The following is a 16783-nucleotide window of genomic DNA, read 5'->3' on the forward strand; positions in this document are numbered from 1 at the left end:
TCCTTCGAGTAGGCGTGTGGTCAGAGACCGCCATCATCGAAGGAGCCCCGCTCCGTCCCCGGATTGGGGCCACAGGGTGGGGAATTTCAGTGAGCAGAACTGGGGAGAATCACCTGAGCGCCGTCACGGCTGAAGGAGGCGATGGGTGACGAAGGGCTGGCGCTGCGGGACGGGCACGCGGTCTGGAGCGCGACCGACCGCGGGGAGCGGCCGCTCGCCGGCAGCGGCGGCCGCACGGCGGAGGCGAAGACGACCCCGACCGGCGAGTCGCCCCGTGCCTGGATCGAGTCGCTCCCCTGGCCCAAGCGGGTGGAGCAGGGGCTGGAGCTGCTGGAGCTCTTCGAGGACGTCACCGGGGCACCACCCCGCATGTGGGGCCCGTCGATGGTGGGCTTCGGCGAGGCGCACTACCAGTACGCCACCGGCCGCGAGGGCGACACCGCCCGCGTGGGCTTCTCCCCCCGCAAGGGCGCGATCACCCTCTACGGCCTGCAGTCCTATGGCTCGCGCGAGGACCTGGTCGAGGCGCTCGGCAGGACGAGGCTCGGCAAGGGCTGCATCTACGTCAACAAGCTGGAGGACATCGACCTCGCCGCGCTGCGACGGCTGGTCGCCGCCGCCTGGGCGGGCTGAGGCAAGTACGTCACGCAGGAGCGGCGTGTCTCACGACGTGAGGACGAGCACGCAGGCTGCGCCAGGCGAGCATGAGACTCAGCAGCACCAGCGCGGCTCCGTAGACGCTGGCGTGGATCGCGGCGGATCTCAGGTCGCCCGCGCCCTCGACCCCGTGAGTGAGCAATTCTCTGATGGACCAGAGCGGCAGCAACTTCGCCACAGCGGACTCGGGGTCGACGATGGTCTGGAGCCCGACGACGGTGATCAGGACGAGCATTCCCTCGAAGTCCCGTGGGACGAGTCGAGCGATGAGCATGCCCAGCGGCACGGAGATCACCGCCGACAGCAGCAGCGCCGCCGTGATCGACCACGGGTTCTCCGGCGCCTGATCGGCAGCGATGAGCGCGGCATACACCCCACCGACCACCAATGCCACTATCACCAGCGCGAGGACCCGGCCCGCCAGCAGCGCGCTGACCCGGGCACCGGCCAGTCGAAGTCGCGGTTCAAGTGATTTGGCGCTGATCGTGGAGAACAGTGCGACCGTGCTCAAGGCCCACGCGAGACCCATGCAGGCGAACCGGATGCCCTGCCAGCTAGCGTCCCCCCGGCGAGCGCCATAGAAGACCAGCGGCACCAGAATGAGGAGGAGCAACGCCCATCGACGCCCGACAAGATCGCGCATGGTCATCTCCGCCGTCCGGAGGAAAGCGCTCATGCCGCCCTCCCCGCGCCGAGATCGAGCACCTCATCCACACGGTGCAGTTCTCGCAGCAGATGAGTGACCACGATCACTGCAGCACCGCCGGCGCACCATCTGTCGACCATGTCCCAGAAGTCGAGGTAGCTGCCCTCGTCGAAGCCTTGGTAGGGCTCGTCGAGCAGGATCACCTGCGGATCGCCGAGCACGGAGCAGGCCACATTGAGCTTCTGCGTCGTGCCGCCGCTCAAGTCGCCGACCTGCTTGGACGTCACCTGCCAGTCGAGGGAGGCCGCGAGGGCCCGACCGCGCCGACGGCTTCCCCGCGCCCTCAGGCCCCCGGCCGCCCCGAACCATGTGAAGTGATCGTCCGATGTCAGGAAGTGGCCGAGGTCCGCCTGCTGCGGGCAGTAGCCCACTCGCCCGGAGACCCTGACGATGCCTGCGTCCGGTGACAGCAGGCCCGCACAGATCTTGAGCACCGTCGACTTGCCGCAACCGTTGGCTCCGATGATTGCGAGGGAGCGCCCGGGCCGCACCTCGAACGAGACGTCGTCCAGCACCGCGTGCCGTCCGTAGGACTTGGTGACGCCACGTACCTCGATGAGCGGGTGCTGGCCCTCGGTCCCGGCGGGCTGTTGCATGGCGCCCCTCCTTCGTCTGCTCCCTGCAGACAGCACCTTAGATGAGGACGGCTGTCGGTGTCCTTCGCCGCGTCGGTTGCTGCCCCCCAGGAAACTTGCTCGGACACGGCGAAACCCCCGGTCAGATGTGATCTGACCAGGGGCTTCGTGAATCTAGGTGACAGTTCACCGCGATGTACATGTGGTGGGTACTTCACGAAATCCCCTGACCACGGGGTATGCAGACCCTCCGGTCGGGGCGGGTACGTAAGTCGGGCGGGATTTGTACACCGACCCATAGAGCGACGCGCCGAACCTGCCCTCCGGACGCCTGACAGCATCCTGTGAGGTTCGTGGCAGTCGGTCATTGGCGCGCTCGCGAAGCAGTCGTAGCCCGTGCCATGCACCGAGAGGGTGAAGTGGGGCATCGGGTCGCAGAACCCACGCTCGCACTTGAGAGGGCCCGCATCCCGGATCGCTAGTGGCTCCCGAGGTCCAATTTCAGGATACGAACCACGGGATGCGGCGTCAGCCCTTCCGACACCTGGAGGCCAGCGTGAAACTGATAGTCGATCCGGGCCATGGAACTCGCCTCATAGTGGTAGATGGGCGACCAGCCGTCCTTGGCGTACTTCTTCATGCCCTTCAACTTGCTGCACCGTCCGATGGATGGCTGCTTCCCCGGCTGCATCGCGAGGTGGTCCCAGGCTCGCTGTGCATTCGCCAGCCCTAGCCGATCCACCAGCACGTCCCACTCATCGAGCCACTTGTGATGGACGAGGACCCGGTACTCCGGCTTGGTGCTTGGCCTGCCCCCCGGCCTGCGGGCGGGCGTGTAGGGAGAGTAGGCACTACTGGTACCCGGGCTCACTCCACTCAGTCCTCCGCTTGCTCTGGGCGCAAGACCTCACTGAAGTCCTCGATGCCGCCGTCAAGTGCTGCAACGGCATCCTCGTCAGCCATGAAGGAGGCAGTGGCTCGCCACTCGTCCAGAAGGCTGTCCACGGTGTCGACGCCGGAGCATGCACGCATGAGGGCATCGCTCATCTCGTCGCGGAACTCGACAAGTTGGTCCTCGTCCAGTGAGAACGCGAACGCCCACGCGCCGAAGTCAGCCGCTCGACGCTCTTCGCGGGGCCGACGAAGGGCACTATCCAGCATGACGAAGCCGAGTGCGTGGTCCTTGATGTGGGACAGTCGCTCCAGTTCTGCGTGAGGCAGAAACGCCAGCGCGTCCCCGCTGGGGGTTCGGAGCAGGGTAGGCCCACGCTGGGCGGCCTCCACGATCTCCTTGCGTCGGGAGCCAGCCAAGTCGGAACTCTGGTAGATGTGGTGGGTGTCGACGCTCATGCACTCAGCATAGCCTGCGCACCAAGATCATGGGCAAGATTTTGGTTACGATTTGGACACTCGTCAGAACAGCCGCAGACCGGCGTCCAACTGGAGGTGTAGCAGCCAGAGGTCAGCCGTGAACTGCTCCAGGGTCATGTCGTGGGCGTCAGCGGACATCTGGAGGACCGCAGTGACCCGCGGCAGCAGCAAGGTGATCAGTTGGGCGTCTCCCAACTCATCGCGAGCATCGAAGCAGAGCACCCAGTGCAGGATGTGCACACCCGTTGCGAGTTGCCCCAACGCTTCAGGTGTCAGACGGTCTCGAATGCCCCACGGCTGTCGTCCCGACCTGACGAGCAGATGACTAGCCAGCGCGGTCTGGGCTGCGCGAACCGCACGTTCCAACGACGGCGGAAGCCCCTCGAACTCTGTCCCTATGACGGTGATGGCCAGAGACCGGGGGTCGACTCCGCGCTCCCTCGCCACTGCGTCCAGGACGTCTCCGAGCATCCACTGGAGGAAGTTGAACCTCGCGCTAGCAGTGTCTGTCGACCCGACAACAGTGGAGGCGAAGAAGAAGTCCAAGAAGCAGGCGAGCATGTTCTCGTCGCAGCAATACTCTGAGAGCAGGGAGTCCCGAAGGTCGACGTCACCCCGAATGTGGGCGCTGATGACTTCCTGTGCCTGCTGCCGATGGGCGGGTCCATACTCTGCACGGGCGCTCCCTCCTGCATCATGGCTGCTCATCAGTAATCGCTGGCGATCTTGGAGTCATAGAGCCCCTTGGCGCTGGTCGCGTCACGGATGGCCTGCCGCACGTTAGCCTGCGTGAGGTCGAGCACTCGCAGCCTTCCGTTCGTCTCTGCCACGGACTCGATGCGCCGGAAGTCGCCCTTGAACTGCTCTGCGAACTCGACCAGGCCGCGCAACTTGGGCAGCGCGTCCGCAAGGTGGTGCCCGTGCGGGTCCACCAAGTCCGCGACGACCGTTCCATCGTGCTGGGTGGCGAAGAAGATGAAGTCTGGGCGCAACGCTCTCCAGGTGCCTTCGGCGTCCTTGTAGGCGACTGCGAGGGACTCCTTGGTGGCGCGGGACGGGTTGCGATACCAGGCGGCGAAGCCTGGCTGCTTCATCTCGGAGTCGAGAACCTTGCGCTCCCAGTCGTTGAGGTCGATGGGATACGTGCGGTCCTCGGCTGCCATGAGATGCAGACGGCGCGTCGGGAGGTCGCGCTCGGTGCCGTCCTTCTCACGGACCTTGGTGTCGGCTTGCGCCGTCTTCGGCTCGGTCAGGGCTACCCGCTCGGGCTCGGTCGACATGCCTTCGAGGCGGTCGTATTCGGCCTGGCGCTCGTCGGGGAGCCCCTTGCGGGCAACGCGGGTCTCGCTCAGCCACTCCTTGGCGAGGTCGTCTGCGGCGCGCTCGACGGCACCTACGACCTCTGGCACCGCACCGAGAGAGGCGACCTTGACCTCGGCCTCCAGCAGTTCTTCAGGCTCGGCGTCCGGAGGCGTGTCGTGCTCCACGTAGGCCTTGGCCAGGGCGGGGGTCAGCGCCTGGCCAGCAAGCCGGTAGGAGTCGTGGATGGCGCGCTCGTCCGCGCCCATCTCGAAGCCGTCGTAGGAGAAGCCTTCAGCGCCGAGGCGACCGCGCACCTCCTCTCCGGTCATCGTGAGGACATCGGTGCGCGCGGAAGCGACCTTCTCGTCGTGCTGGGCTGCCTGACCGTCGAGGACCTTGCACAGGTGCTGCCGCGCCTGCTCGACCGCGCCAGGGACGATCCGGTCGTTGGACAGCGCTACGGCCAGAGCGTCGAGCCGCCTGATCGGCTTGACGTGCGCCTTGGGGATGGTCACCGAGGGGATCGTCACGAGCAGGTCCCAGACCTCCTGCGGGACGTCAGGGTTCTGGTCAAGCCGCACCGGGTCGAAGAGCACCCTGCGTGTGTCGTCCTCGCGGTCCTCGTCGGTGTCATCGGAGTCCAGTGCGGTCTTGCCCTTCATGAGCATCTGCGCGATGACTGTGGACGTCTCGCGGTCGAAGTGCGGCAGCAGGCAGTCGACCGAGTTCAGGACCTCGTTGCCGGGGATGCGCCGAGCCAACGGCGTGCGGAGCATGCGCCCCAGCAACTGGTGGATGTAGGTTGGCTCGTTCCTGGTGCGGAACGACACGAGCACCTCCGCCCGTGGGCAGTCCCACCCCGTGGAGATCGCCTCGATGGCCAGCAGCACCCGGATGTGCGTCGCGTCCTGCACTCGCTGCGGCTCAACGTAGGGGACAGGCTGCTGCCCGACGAGGAGGTCGGTGTGGGAGCCGAAGACGTGCGCCACCGCATCGCCAGGAAGATCAGGCCACTCGTCGTAGATGACGTCGAGCACCTGGGCCAGGTCGTCCGGCGAGGGGGCATCGCCCATCTGGACCACCATGAGCGGTACCACCGGGTCGGGCTCCTCTTGCTCGACCCCGTAGGCAGCCCACGCCTCGGTCGACTCCTTGACCCTCTGCACTGCCCGCCGCAGCAGCGTCGTGTCGAAGACGCCCTTCTCCTTCGGGATGGTCAGCACGATGTCGTCCTTCAGCAGACCTGAGGCCTGCACGAGCGAGGAGTCCACCTCGACCGGAGGAAGCGCCGTCCGATTCGTGATCTTCTTCATCGCCTCGGTGAAGCGATCCACCGTGGCAGAGATGCCGAAGACGACTGGCATCGGCGGCGTCCCGTTGGCTCCGTTGATGAGCCGCTGCACGATGGTCTGCCGCTCCGAGGTGGTCCGCATCCCCCGGTGCGCCTCGTCAAGGATGAAGTAGAGCGTCCTGCCCTCCGCTTGCACGGTGTTCGAGATCACGTCGTAGATCGTCTGCTGCACCATGTCCGGAGCAGGCTCGAACAGCCGCTCCTGCCCCGGCGACGTCCGTTCCCCTCGCACGAGCCGCGAGTTCTTCGACAACTTCTGCGCGTTGAGGAAGTACACCATCCCCGGCTTGAACGAGGCTTCCGAGAAAGTCGACTCCACCACCCGCAGGCGGGAGTCCAACTCACTCGCCGCTGCCTGGATGCGGGCCCGCGACTGCTCGTTCAAGTCCGGAGAGTCCGAGAACCACAGCACCGTCGCACCGGGGTCGGCCTGGAAGTCGAACTCGTCAGAGCCGAAGAACAGCGCCTCGATGATCGCCGCTGCCATGACCGTCTTACCCGCTCCAGTCGTCGCCGCGAGCGAAAACTGTGAGAGCGAGCCATAGCGGTGGTACATGTCCCGAGCCTGCGTCAGCCGCTGGAGCGCATCCCGGACAGCCTCCGCCTGGTAGTCCTTCAGGGTGTAGCGCATCGTCAGGACCTCCGGTTGATGGCGAAGTTGTTCAAGTACGACTCATACAGCCGGACCGGAGTCACCCTAGAAGGCAGATCGCGGCACGCCATCTGAAACGCCGCGTCGCTGTCGGTCACGACAAAGGCGGTCCCCACTGTCTCGACCTCTGCGACGCGCCCAAGGAAGTCCGGCATCTTGTCCAGGTCACGCAGGACGCCATACGCCTCAGCAACATCCCAGCCTTCGTCACCGAGTTCCTCGATCACCCGGCCAACTGAGCCCGCTCGCAGCCACAGCATTGGCGCGATCCTCGCGAACGCTCGGTCGTGTCGCACCGACAGCGGGTCCTCGTAGGTCAGCGTGAAGAATGCCGCGTTCTCCTCGAACCCATCGCTCATCGGGAACTCGTCAGTGAACTTGTAATCACCCTTGATCGGCTCGCCCTCCGGCGTCGTCCCCGTGATCGCTGCCGTAACGCGAGGCTTGGTCACGTGATCGCAGATGCCGAGCGCCTCCCACTCCGGGTCACCCGGGCGCAGACCCTGCTTGCGCAGCGTCTTCTGTTCGGCAGCACTCACCTCGTTGTTGGTCACCGAGATGCACTGACGCTGGCCGCCGTCCTGCCGGTTGAGCCGCATGACGGCGTGAGCGGTCGTGCCGGAGCCAGAGAAGAAGTCGAGGACTATGGAGTCCTTCTTCTCCTTTAGGAAGAGTCTCAGAGAATCCTCCACCGCGTAGAGGCTCTTCGGGAACGGGAAGCGACGGCGGGGTCCCAGCGTGGCTCGGAGTACACCCGTACCACCGCGCTGCGCGTCATGGGCCACTTCGGACCAATGGGTTGTAGGGTTCCGGGTTCCGCCTCCGCGATAGACGGCTCGCACCGAGCCGTCAGGATTGTTTCCTAAAACTGCCGCCTTGCCCTCCTTGATGTCCGCAACGGCACCGCTTTTAAGATATGAGATGACGTACGTTTGAGGCTTGTCGGGCTCATGCCGTCCCACGCGAACGAAACCGTCCTTCATGCGGGTTAGCAGAGATTCTCTAGTCAAGGACCAGTTCATTTCTGTCCCATCGGGCCTAATCGGGAACACTGCTACACACCCCTCGACCTCTGGTGCCGTCGACCTTTCGGTGCGGTGGTCGAGCGCTTCTCCGACCTGCTCAATCTCTTGCGTGGAGCAGTTGACGTAAATGGGGTAGAACTGGGCACTGCCCCCTTTTGTGGTGCCCCGCCGAGATTCGTAGTCAGTTCTGCGGAGTGTTCGCCAAGGGATCTCTATGTCACCCCCGGTCACTGTGATCGGGTGCAGTTGCGACGCTCCAAGCCGTACGAAGTAGTAAAACTCATTCGTCCGTGAGAACTCGTTTGCGCGACTTGTGCCCTCAGCCTTGATGACAACACTCACCATCTGAATCCGTGCCTCTGGGAACGTCTGTTCCAGGAGCAGCCCCAGCCTCAGGTACTCCTTCTCGTCAATCGTGACAATGAGCACCGAGTCCTCGGGGTTGAGTAGTTCCCGGGCGACCTCCAGCCGTCGCTCCATGAACGCCAGCCACTTGCTGTGTCGGTAGTCGTCGTCGCCTTCGACGTAGTTGTTGTTGTACTTCCAGTCCTTCGCACCCGTGTTGTACGGAGGGTCGATGTAGATGGCATCGACCTTGCCGCGATGGGTGTACGTCAACATCTCCAGGGCGTGGTAGTTCTCCGCGTTGATGACGGTGTGGAAGGGCTTGTCGCCGCCGCGCTCTACTCGTCCGGTCTCAACGAGCCCCGGGTAGATGCGGTCGTTGAACTCTGCGACCACCACGAGGTCCTCAGCGACCACCGCTTGCGTCTCCGGCTCCTCCGCGTCCAGTTCGAGCAGGTGCGCGACTCGCCTTCCCTCCGCGCGCTCGATCCGCTCCACCCGCCACAGCCGCTGGTCACCGGCCTTGACTTCGCCACGAGGGGGCAGCACCCGCACCTTGTCGCCACGCCGCACAGCACGGCCCGGTAACTCGACGGCCTCGGGCTGATGCTGCTCGAAGACCAGGCCGAAGGTGCGCCGCTTCATGAGCGCCCCGACTTCTTTCTCCAGGTCCCGCCCCAGGGACGGGTCCTTGGCTTTGGCGCGCGCGATGAGGTCAGTCAATGTCGACACTCGCTGGTGCTCCCTACAGATGGCTCGCGAGTGCCCTTCGACCCGCTCTGGGCAAGAGTAGACAGCAGGACTGACGAGCCGGAGAAGGCTGGCCGAGCATCGCGCGACCGATCCTCCCCCCGACCGTCGCAAGATTCAGTGCGTCAGTGCTTCAGCCACGCCTTTTTCGTGCGTCTGACCACCGCGCTTGGACTCCCATGTCCGCCCAGCCCTCGAACGTCTGGGGGTTGTCGAACCGCTTCTCAGCGTCTATCGCTCGCCGGTCCTCGCGCTCGTCGGCGGCGATCTGAGACTCCAGATCGGCCATCCAGTCCGGCAGTGACTCTGGCCTGCTCACACGTCGACCAGGTGATCGAGGTGGTGGGCTTGGAGACGCTGTGCGGCCTCAAAGGCCGTCAGGTCGCCTGAGCGCACTGCCTGCTCGGCCCACTCGCGCTCCGCCCAGAAGGCGGCGTAGCGCTCGTTGAGGTTCCAGCAGATGCGTCTGTTGTTCTCCCGCAACTGACGGACAACGAAGATCGCAGCGCCGGGGAGCCAGCCGGTGAGGACGGCGGCGATGAATGCGCCCATCACGGCTCCGAGGATGTCCATGGCGAGTGGCCACTCGGGGTCGGCCAGGCCGAAGACGAGCATGAAGATGCTCACCGGCACGGCGACGACCAACATCCCAAGGGCGAGGCTGGAGAGCACGCGCAGCGGTAGCGAGCGCTTCTTCTGGGTCAGCGGGAGGACGGGCTGCGCGGACGGCAGGTGGCCGTCCCGCCCGAGCACGAAGAGGTCCTGCTCGATCTGCGCGTTCATGGCCTGCGCGGCCCTCTCGAAGGCGCGGTTCGCGGCTCCGACAGTTGCGCCGAACATCCCGGCTCCGAGGCCGAGTGCTGCTCCGCTGCTGGCTTTCATGGCTCACTCCTTGATCTGGTTGGCGGTGAGGATGGCGTCTTCGGGGTCCCAGTGGATGGCGATGTCGCCGTCCATGACGCCTATGGGCAGCCGTGCCCCTTCAGCCAGATCAGACACCACGGGCTCGCCGGACGGCGGCAGGTCCACGAAGCGCGTCTCGTTGGCTCCTTGGTGGGCGACCCCGAATGCTCGCCCCGAGTCCGTAATGGCGTGCAGAATCACGCGACGCTCACCCTCGCCGCCACCGACGCACTCCACCTCGCCGTTGGCGTCGATGCGCATGGAGTCGAGGACGCCCCACTCACGACCTGGGCTGGTGACGAACTGCGTGGGTGTCGGTGGATCGCACTCTGGGTTGGAGAGCACCTCCCCGGTCTCGACGTCCAGCACCTGCAACACGCCCTCGCCGTAGGGGACAGCGAAGCGCACCAGCAGAAGGTCCTCGGCGTTGCTGGCTTCCATGGCCCCGATCTCGAACTCTGGTCCTGGGGCGAGGTCCTCCGAGTCGTAGGACTCCCCGGCGAACCGCTCGGGAGCCTCCTCGGTGCCGCCGCTGAGTGTGAAGGCGTGATCTCCGACCGTCACCACACCCACGAGGTCGTCGGTCGCCGGGAGTGCCTCCACCTCCCCGGAGGCAGTGACCGCGACCGCCTCGCGCTCACCCGCATCGGTGCGGACCAGGAATCCGAGGCCGCTCTCACCGATCTTTGGAAGAAATCTCTCGCCACCCTCGACAGAGACCTCCTCGATCACGGTTCCCGAGGTGATGTCGAGCAGAGTCACCCGTACTTCCTGAGTGTCGGCGTCCAGGCCTTCGCCGTCAGACCTCCCCCCATCGACCACCGCGACGACCTCTGGCGCGACCTGACGCAACAGCGGGTAAGGCGAGCCCGGATTCCGTTCGTCGGCGGTGAAGGCCTCCCAGCCCTCTGACCACGCTTCCTGGCCCTCCGCGTCCAGGGCACGCACCTGCGTCCCGTCGAGCACCACGACCCGCTCGGCAGTCACAACAGGCGTCCACGGAGCCTCCTGAAGCCCGAGCGTGATCCCCCAGGCAGGCTCCGCGAAGACCTCCGCCACCGGCAGCGAGACAGCGGGCTCCGATGGTTCTGCGGTGCTGCTCGTGACGGCCTGCGCGTCTGCCGTGCTCGGGGTCGAGTCCCCTCCGGACGCGCTCGAACAAGCGGAAACCGTAACGAGCGTTACGGCCATCAGCGTGGCGGTGCGGGTGTGAGTCATAAGTGAGTCCTCCCTGCGCACTGGCGTGACCGCCCCAAGGGGGACCGTCAAGTGGTGAGACACCCTCAGTGAAGCACCTTTGACCAGATTGGTGCAAGGGCTTGTACTGTGCTCGCCCCCCAAAACCAGTGGGCTATCCCGGTGAGCATCTTCCCGGTCCCTGAGCCCGAACTTGACCGCCTACCTGCGATCTTCTCCGAGCGGAAGACGGCCAGCGGGCTGTCCTACGACCAACTCGCAAACCGCAGTGGCCTGACCAGGACGACACTGATGAACGTCGCACACGGGCGCTACCACGGCGACCTCCGCACCTGGTTGCGGCTGTCGAAGGCCTGGCAGATCAGCCTGGACGAGTTGCTCGCGCCCGTGTGGGAGCACACGAAAGGCGGCACGAAGTAGTGACGCCTGCCGCTCCGGGCGAACCCGCTGGCGAGAGAAAGCCTCGCGAGGTGCTGGACTCCCTCAGGCCCCGGCACAGGGACATCCCCTTCGTTGAGCAAGCATGGCGACGGGACGTCCCCGACCACACGCCGCTCGCCTTGCGAATCGCTCTCGCCGTGACCTGCGCCTTGGACGGCGAAATCACGAGCATGAGGTCACAGCGGGAGGGTTTCGTCTATCGCAAGGACGTGATGGAAGACCTGGGAAAAGAGGTAGGCATCACCGAGCGGACGTTGCGTCGCCTGGAGGCGGGCCAGCGGTGGGTCACGATTCCCGAACTCGAACGTCTCGTGGGCCACGCCAGGATGGGAGAACGTCTCCGCGAGCGCTTCCGAACGTTGGGGGTGAGCACATTTGCTCCTCGGCCAAATCTGGCCGATGTCAGCGGGTCACCCGTCCAGGCCAGCATCGTGGAGGGCATGGAAGACGATGTCTCGACGGGCTCGGCAGAACAGTCCTGGGACGCGCCCGTGCCACCGGCAATCCCGGCTGAGCCGGCGCCGCCAGCAACCTTGGCGCGCCAACTCAGGAGCCAGGGACTGAGCATCGTCGAACTCGTTCGCGAGGTCTTGCGAGACTCGGGCGGCCCCACCCCGGTCCGCACGATCTGGCACGGGGTCAACAAGCGAGCCCGCGTTCTCCAAGCAGAGCATGACTGGCCGCTCATCCCTGCCACACGTCGCCAGATCACCGAGGCGCTCACCTACCTACGCGCCGGAGAGGAGGTTGAGAGTCAGGAGGGTGAACACACCCTTGTCAGTACCGTGCGCCGCGACATCTTCCAGCGACGTCGCATCCTCAGAAAGGAATGATCACACACCATGCACACGCGCCCTTGGGCGCGCGGACATGAAGAAACCCCCACGGCGAACCGCAGGGGCCTTCTAGGTATTGGAACCACCTACCAGGCTACCCGTCAGATCGCCAGAGTCAAGGGCTCATTCTTCTGCCGCGTGTCGATCCCGTCCTGCCCTGATCTCCGGCCCAGGCCACAGATCACGGCTCAACCACTCCTCCAGCCGTGCGATGGCACCGAAGTCGGGGAGCACCTCGCCGTCGAGCGTGCGCTCGATGGTCTTGCGGCTCACCTGAGCCTCGCGCTCCGCAGCCCGCAGCGAGAGGCCGTCACCGTCATCGAGGGCTTGCCGCAGTCGCAGCACGAACTGCTGAGCGTAGGCCGCCGAGACCGGCGCGCCCTTCTTCAGCCGTCCAGTCGGCCACGACCCCCGCGCAATGTACTCCCGTGGCGCGGCGTCACCTCCGGACCTGGGCATGCCCACACCCTAGATCAGCAGCACGCTTGCCATGTCGGCCTCAGGCTTTACTATAGTTGGCACGGGTCTTATAAGACCCACCGACGATTGGGAGCCTGGGTATGCCGAAGCACCGCGTCATCGGAGGTCGCATCGTGACGACTCCCGAAGAGGTCTTCGCGCACTATCGCCCGAAGCCGCATCTCGTAGACCCCGACCTCTGGACCAAGGTCCGCCCCCACGCCGTCGAGGCAACCCGAGCCGCCGACTACGTGAGCGTCGCTTCGGCGCTCAACTCCATGAGCGCCGTCACGCACTTCCTGGTGTGGACGTACGGCCAGGGACTCGGCCTCGAACTGGAGGAGTGCTTCCTACCGGAGCACGTCGAGCATTACTGCGCAAGCACAATGCAGTCCCTATCGCCCGAGTCGCGCTCGACCCGTCGCGGCTACCTCAGGAGGGTGGGTCGGGCCTGCACGAAGGATGCGCCGTGGCCCGCTGAGCCGAGGCCGTTCTCGGGCAACAACACAATCCTCCCGCCCTACACGCCGGAGGAGGTCGAAGGATTCTGGAAGGCTGCGGAGGCGCAGAGCACCCCGCTGCGCACTCGTGTCGCCCTCGCCATGCTGACGCTGGGCCTCGGGGCTGGTGTCCAGCCCGGCGAGATGTTGCGGGTAACTGCCGACCACGTGGGCATCCACCCGGACGACCACCGCCTCATGGTGATCCGCCTAGAGTCCAGAACCACCCCGGTGCTGGCGAAGTACACCGACAGACTGCGGGACCTGTGCTCCCGCTACTGCGAGGAGCCGCTGGTCGGCAAGCACCGAGCCACGGCGAAGGACCCGCTCGGTGCCCTTCGGCAAGACGTGGCCTGGCCGGACTGGCTCCCGAGGTTCCGCCCGTCCCGCCTACGCACCACCTGGATGGCGGACGTGCTCACTCTCGACCTGCGGATCAGCGAGTTCATGGTGATCGCAGGGACTGTCTCGTCCAAGTCGCTGGAGGTCATCGCCCCCGATGTCCCTGGCCGTTGGGACGGCGACGCCTATCTGTTCAAGGGGGCGGGACTGTGAAGCAGCACGATCCCGTCACCAAGTACGTCTTCCGCCGAGCCGTCGCCGCCGTCCGTGGCGGAGACCTCGCGAGCGTCGTCCAGCAGGACATGACCTCCACGGTGGGACGCACCAGGTCCCAGCGTTGGGACGCCATGTTCGTCCTCTTCATGGTCGCGGCCATCGAGGGTTGCGGAGACCTTCACCTGACGTCGGTGCATGAGGTCAGCGATCGTCTGAGCAGAAAGCAGGTGGAGCAGATCGGGTTGCGGTTGCCCGTCACCTACAGCCAGGTGGAGAGCGCGGTCTCCGACCTCGCGGACGCCATGACCGAGCAAGTGCACCCTGAGACCGGCGAGGTCCAGGAAACACGGCTCTCCCTCTCCCTGACCGACTTCATGACGAGCCTGGTCTCCCAGGTCATTCCTCGTTCACTGCGCGGACGAGCGACGCTGGCCCTGGACTCCACGGACTACGAGGCCTGGTCAAGAAGACGGTCCTGGGCCAGCCACATGAGGGCCGACGACGCGCCTGGGTCGTTGCCAGAGCCGGACTTCGAGCCGCCGAAGAAGCGTGCCGTGAACGAGCCCGGGTGGCCCAAGCCTGGTCACGACGGCAGGCTTCAGCACACCGTCGATCCAGACGCGCGCGATGGCTACCGCAGCGGGAAGAACCTCGCCCGCAAAGGCATCTTCTCCGGCTGGGACGTCCACCTGGCGACGCACATCCCCGAGCACGGAGGACAGGCCGAGGCTGCGCTCACCCAAGCGGTGTGCCTCGCTCCGGCAGGCTCCTACAAGGCGGCGGCTGGCGTCGAGGTGGTCGACTCGCTCGTCCGTGCAGGGATGGCACCGGAGACGCTCCTGGTGGACCGGGGCTACTCCTACGCCAAGCAGGACGCCTGGGCACTTCCGCTGGTCGAGCGTGACGTGGAGCAGGTCTTCGACCTGCACCCCTCGCAGCGCGGCACCCGACCCGGGCCGATCAACGGCACGATCTGGGTGGACGGTGGCCTGTTCCTGGACCACCTCCCGAAGGACCTGCGCGACCTCCCGGGCTACAGCCTCGGGATGACCGCCACGGCGAAGGCACAACTCGCGCAGACCTACGACCGACGTCAGCCCTGGGCGTTCACACCCATGGGCGGGCCACACCCAGAGCGAGGCACGCAGCGCTTCCGAGGTCCGGCCTTGGCTGGACGAGTGCGCTGCGTCAATATCAGCCGCTCGATGCGCCTGAACCCCGCGAGCAAGCCGACTACCTCCTGCCGGAAGGGTGAGACCTGCGCCTGCGGGAGGACGCTCACCCTTGCCCGGGAGGAGATGGCCCAACTGCGGCAGCGGGACCTGTTTGGGACCACAGCCTGGCGGGCGTCCTACGGTCGGCGCGGTGGAGTCGAGTCGCTAAACGCCTCGCTCTCCGAGCACCACGGGCACCTGAGGCGCGGCTCCACCCGCGTGCTCGGCACGCACCGGACCGGCATCCTGCTCGGGTTCATCCTGGCCGCGACCAACGTGCGCATCCTCATGGCCTGCTATGGCTACGACATCGGGAACCCTCCGCCCGAGGGGACCGAGATCAAGTCGCAGCCGTCGACAAGCCAGGCGCTGCACCGCAGGCTTCCGTTCAAGCGCCGCCAGCGCCGGGCAAAGAGCCGACCACCCGGGTCGGGCCCGCCACGCTCCGGACCGCGACTGGGCAGTACCACCGCCTGGGAGCCGCTGAAGGACAACACCAAGACCGACTGACCGCCGAGGCCGATAGCCCCTGCCCCGCAGCCCGCGAGGCAGGGGCTTCGTCATGCCTATCCGCGCTGGCCGGTCGGTGGTCCGCGCTCGCCCGTCCCCCGAGAGAGCCCGTGACGGCACTACAACTCACGTGAGCACCAGACGGCGAAACCCCCGGTCAGAAACGATCTGACCAGGGGTTTCGTGAACTCAGGTGGCAGTTCATCGCGAACTACCCGTGGTGCGCCCACAGGGACTCGAACCCCGAACCCGCTGATTAAGAGTCAGCTGCTCTGCCAATTGAGCTATAGGCGCGCAACAGCGCAGAACTTTACCACCGGGTCAGCCGGGCGACGAAATCCGCGCAGGGCGCCCGAGGTGACCGTGGAATGTCTGCCGGGGCAGCACTTCGCCGGTCGGGGCGCGGGGGTGACCGTGGAAAGCCCGCCGGGGCCGGACTTTCCCGGTCAGCGCGGCGCCGGGGTGGTGTCGAGAACCAGGTCGGCGCGCTCGCGTGTGCCGTCGGCGCCGAAGACCTGCTGCTCCTGGTCCGCCCAGCGCTCCCAGTGCGGGCGGAACGTCTCGCGGTCGCGAGCGAGCCCCCGGCGCCGGCGCAGGCCCTCCTCCGCCTCGACCCACACCCGCACGTCGGCGTGCTCCGACGCCGGCCCGACGCTGGACCCGCAGCCCTCCACCACGAGCACCCCGCCGGGCTCCACCACGACCGGCACCGGCTCGGCGGCCCAGCGATCGGCATACCAGTCCCACCGCCGGTATGCCGCGCGCTCGCCCCGTGAGAGCGGCTCGAGCACCTGCTCGGCCAGCAGCGCGGGCGAGGCGGCCAGCCCGTCCCAGCCGGGGTAGAGGTCGTCCATCTGCACCAACGGGGCCCGCAGGTCGCGGGCCAGAGCCGTGGCCAGCGAGGTCTTCCCCGATCCGCTCAGACCGTCGATCGCGACCACCCGCACGTCTCCCCGCCGCGGCGAGGAGGCGTCCACGAGCTCGCGGACCCCTGCCACGTGACCCTCGTCGACGGGCACGCCGCGCAACGGCGGCTGGCGCAGCCCTGGCCCGCCTGCCGCGCGCCAGGCCACGTCCACGACCGAGGCGCACGGCAGGGTGTCCAGCTCGTCGAGCGGCACCCAGCGCACGTCGTCACTGCTGCCGTCACGCTCCACCCGCAGCTCGCCCGACACGACCTCGGCGCGGAAGACGACCTGCACGATCTGCAGCGCCTTCCCCGGCTGCCGGGCGCGGTCGTGCGGGGCGACGGCATACCCCTGGGAGGTCAGCAGCGGGCCGACCTCGACGTCGTAGCCGCTCTCCTCCCACACCTCCCGGACCACGGTCCGCTCCGGCGTCTCCCCGAGCTCGAGCCCGCCCCCCACGAGCGACCACGCCGCCCGGATCACGCGCCCGTCGTCGGTGCGTCCCCCCGACCAGTGCTCAGCA

Annotated in this window: 16 protein-coding genes and 1 tRNA gene; 5 read left to right on the plus strand and 12 right to left on the minus strand. The window is 66.5% G+C overall.

Annotation, left to right across the window (positions count from 1 at the left end; all coding sequences use genetic code 11):
* The first annotated feature begins 141 nt into the window (after positions 1-141).
* Positions 142-633 (plus strand): DUF1801 domain-containing protein, encoded by a 492-nt coding sequence (locus tag BJF80_RS00545; RefSeq protein ID WP_083673369.1) that lies wholly within the window; start codon positions 142-144, stop codon positions 631-633.
* A gap of 10 nt (positions 634-643) precedes the next feature.
* Here the strand turns inward: BJF80_RS00545 and BJF80_RS00550 are convergent, their stop codons facing one another.
* The 9 genes from BJF80_RS00550 to BJF80_RS00595 form a co-directional block, all read right to left on the minus strand.
* On the minus strand, positions 644-1333 hold the full coding sequence (locus BJF80_RS00550) for an ABC transporter permease (protein WP_075810814.1): 690 nt from the start codon (positions 1331-1333) through the stop codon (positions 644-646).
* Complete coding sequence (locus BJF80_RS00555) at positions 1330-1959, minus strand: ATP-binding cassette domain-containing protein (protein ID WP_075810815.1); 630 nt, start codon at positions 1957-1959, stop codon at positions 1330-1332. Before BJF80_RS00555 ends, BJF80_RS00550 begins: the two co-directional genes overlap by 4 nt.
* A 457-nt stretch (positions 1960-2416) precedes the next feature.
* Complete coding sequence (locus BJF80_RS18650) at positions 2417-2578, minus strand: hypothetical protein (protein WP_158068449.1); 162 nt, start codon at positions 2576-2578, stop codon at positions 2417-2419.
* A gap of 236 nt (positions 2579-2814) precedes the next feature.
* Positions 2815-3288: a hypothetical protein gene (locus BJF80_RS00565; protein ID WP_075810817.1), complete on the minus strand. Its 474-nt coding sequence runs from the start codon at positions 3286-3288 to the stop codon at positions 2815-2817.
* Between the two features lie 63 nt (positions 3289-3351).
* Entirely contained in the window at positions 3352-4017 is a 666-nt protein-coding gene (locus BJF80_RS00570; protein ID WP_143456357.1) for a hypothetical protein, read from the minus strand.
* Positions 4017-6593, minus strand: a complete 2577-nt coding sequence (locus BJF80_RS00575; RefSeq protein WP_075810819.1) for a DEAD/DEAH box helicase — start codon at positions 6591-6593, stop codon at positions 4017-4019. The genes BJF80_RS00570 and BJF80_RS00575 overlap by 1 nt, the downstream gene beginning before the upstream one ends.
* A gap of 2 nt (positions 6594-6595) precedes the next feature.
* Positions 6596-8716 (minus strand): site-specific DNA-methyltransferase, encoded by a 2121-nt coding sequence (locus tag BJF80_RS00580; protein ID WP_075810820.1) that lies wholly within the window; start codon positions 8714-8716, stop codon positions 6596-6598.
* A 333-nt stretch (positions 8717-9049) separates the two neighbouring features.
* Positions 9050-9616: a hypothetical protein gene (locus tag BJF80_RS00590; protein ID WP_143553919.1), complete on the minus strand. Its 567-nt coding sequence runs from the start codon at positions 9614-9616 to the stop codon at positions 9050-9052.
* A 3-nt stretch (positions 9617-9619) separates the two neighbouring features.
* Positions 9620-10696, minus strand: coding sequence for a hypothetical protein (locus tag BJF80_RS00595; RefSeq protein WP_143553920.1), 1077 nt, complete (start codon positions 10694-10696; stop codon positions 9620-9622).
* Between the two features lie 300 nt (positions 10697-10996).
* Between BJF80_RS00595 and BJF80_RS00600 the strand changes: the two genes are divergently transcribed.
* Positions 10997-11254 (plus strand): helix-turn-helix transcriptional regulator, encoded by a 258-nt coding sequence (locus BJF80_RS00600; protein WP_075810879.1) that lies wholly within the window; start codon positions 10997-10999, stop codon positions 11252-11254.
* A 50-nt stretch (positions 11255-11304) separates the two neighbouring features.
* Entirely contained in the window at positions 11305-12108 is an 804-nt protein-coding gene (locus tag BJF80_RS00605; protein WP_075810824.1) for a hypothetical protein, read from the plus strand.
* Between the two features lie 126 nt (positions 12109-12234).
* Here BJF80_RS00605 and BJF80_RS00610 read toward each other — a convergent pair whose 3' ends face one another.
* Entirely contained in the window at positions 12235-12456 is a 222-nt protein-coding gene (locus BJF80_RS00610; RefSeq protein WP_202817120.1) for a hypothetical protein, read from the minus strand.
* 215 nt (positions 12457-12671) lie between these two features.
* Between BJF80_RS00610 and BJF80_RS00615 the strand changes: the two genes are divergently transcribed.
* Both BJF80_RS00615 and BJF80_RS00620 read left to right on the plus strand, forming a co-directional pair.
* Positions 12672-13625: a site-specific integrase gene (locus BJF80_RS00615; RefSeq protein WP_075810825.1), complete on the plus strand. Its 954-nt coding sequence runs from the start codon at positions 12672-12674 to the stop codon at positions 13623-13625.
* Positions 13622-15352 (plus strand): hypothetical protein, encoded by a 1731-nt coding sequence (locus tag BJF80_RS00620; RefSeq protein WP_075810826.1) that lies wholly within the window; start codon positions 13622-13624, stop codon positions 15350-15352. The genes BJF80_RS00615 and BJF80_RS00620 overlap by 4 nt, the downstream gene beginning before the upstream one ends.
* A 218-nt stretch (positions 15353-15570) precedes the next feature.
* Here BJF80_RS00620 and BJF80_RS00625 read toward each other — a convergent pair.
* Positions 15571-15646 (minus strand) — tRNA-Lys (locus tag BJF80_RS00625).
* A 152-nt stretch (positions 15647-15798) separates the two neighbouring features.
* On the minus strand, positions 15799-16743 hold the full coding sequence (locus BJF80_RS17400) for an NUDIX domain-containing protein (protein ID WP_083652736.1): 945 nt from the start codon (positions 16741-16743) through the stop codon (positions 15799-15801).
* Positions 16744-16783 lie beyond the last annotated feature (40 nt).

Origin of the sequence: Serinicoccus sp. CUA-874, assembly GCF_001942225.1 — a bacterium.
Lineage (GTDB): Bacteria > Actinomycetota > Actinomycetes > Actinomycetales > Dermatophilaceae > Ornithinicoccus > Ornithinicoccus marinus.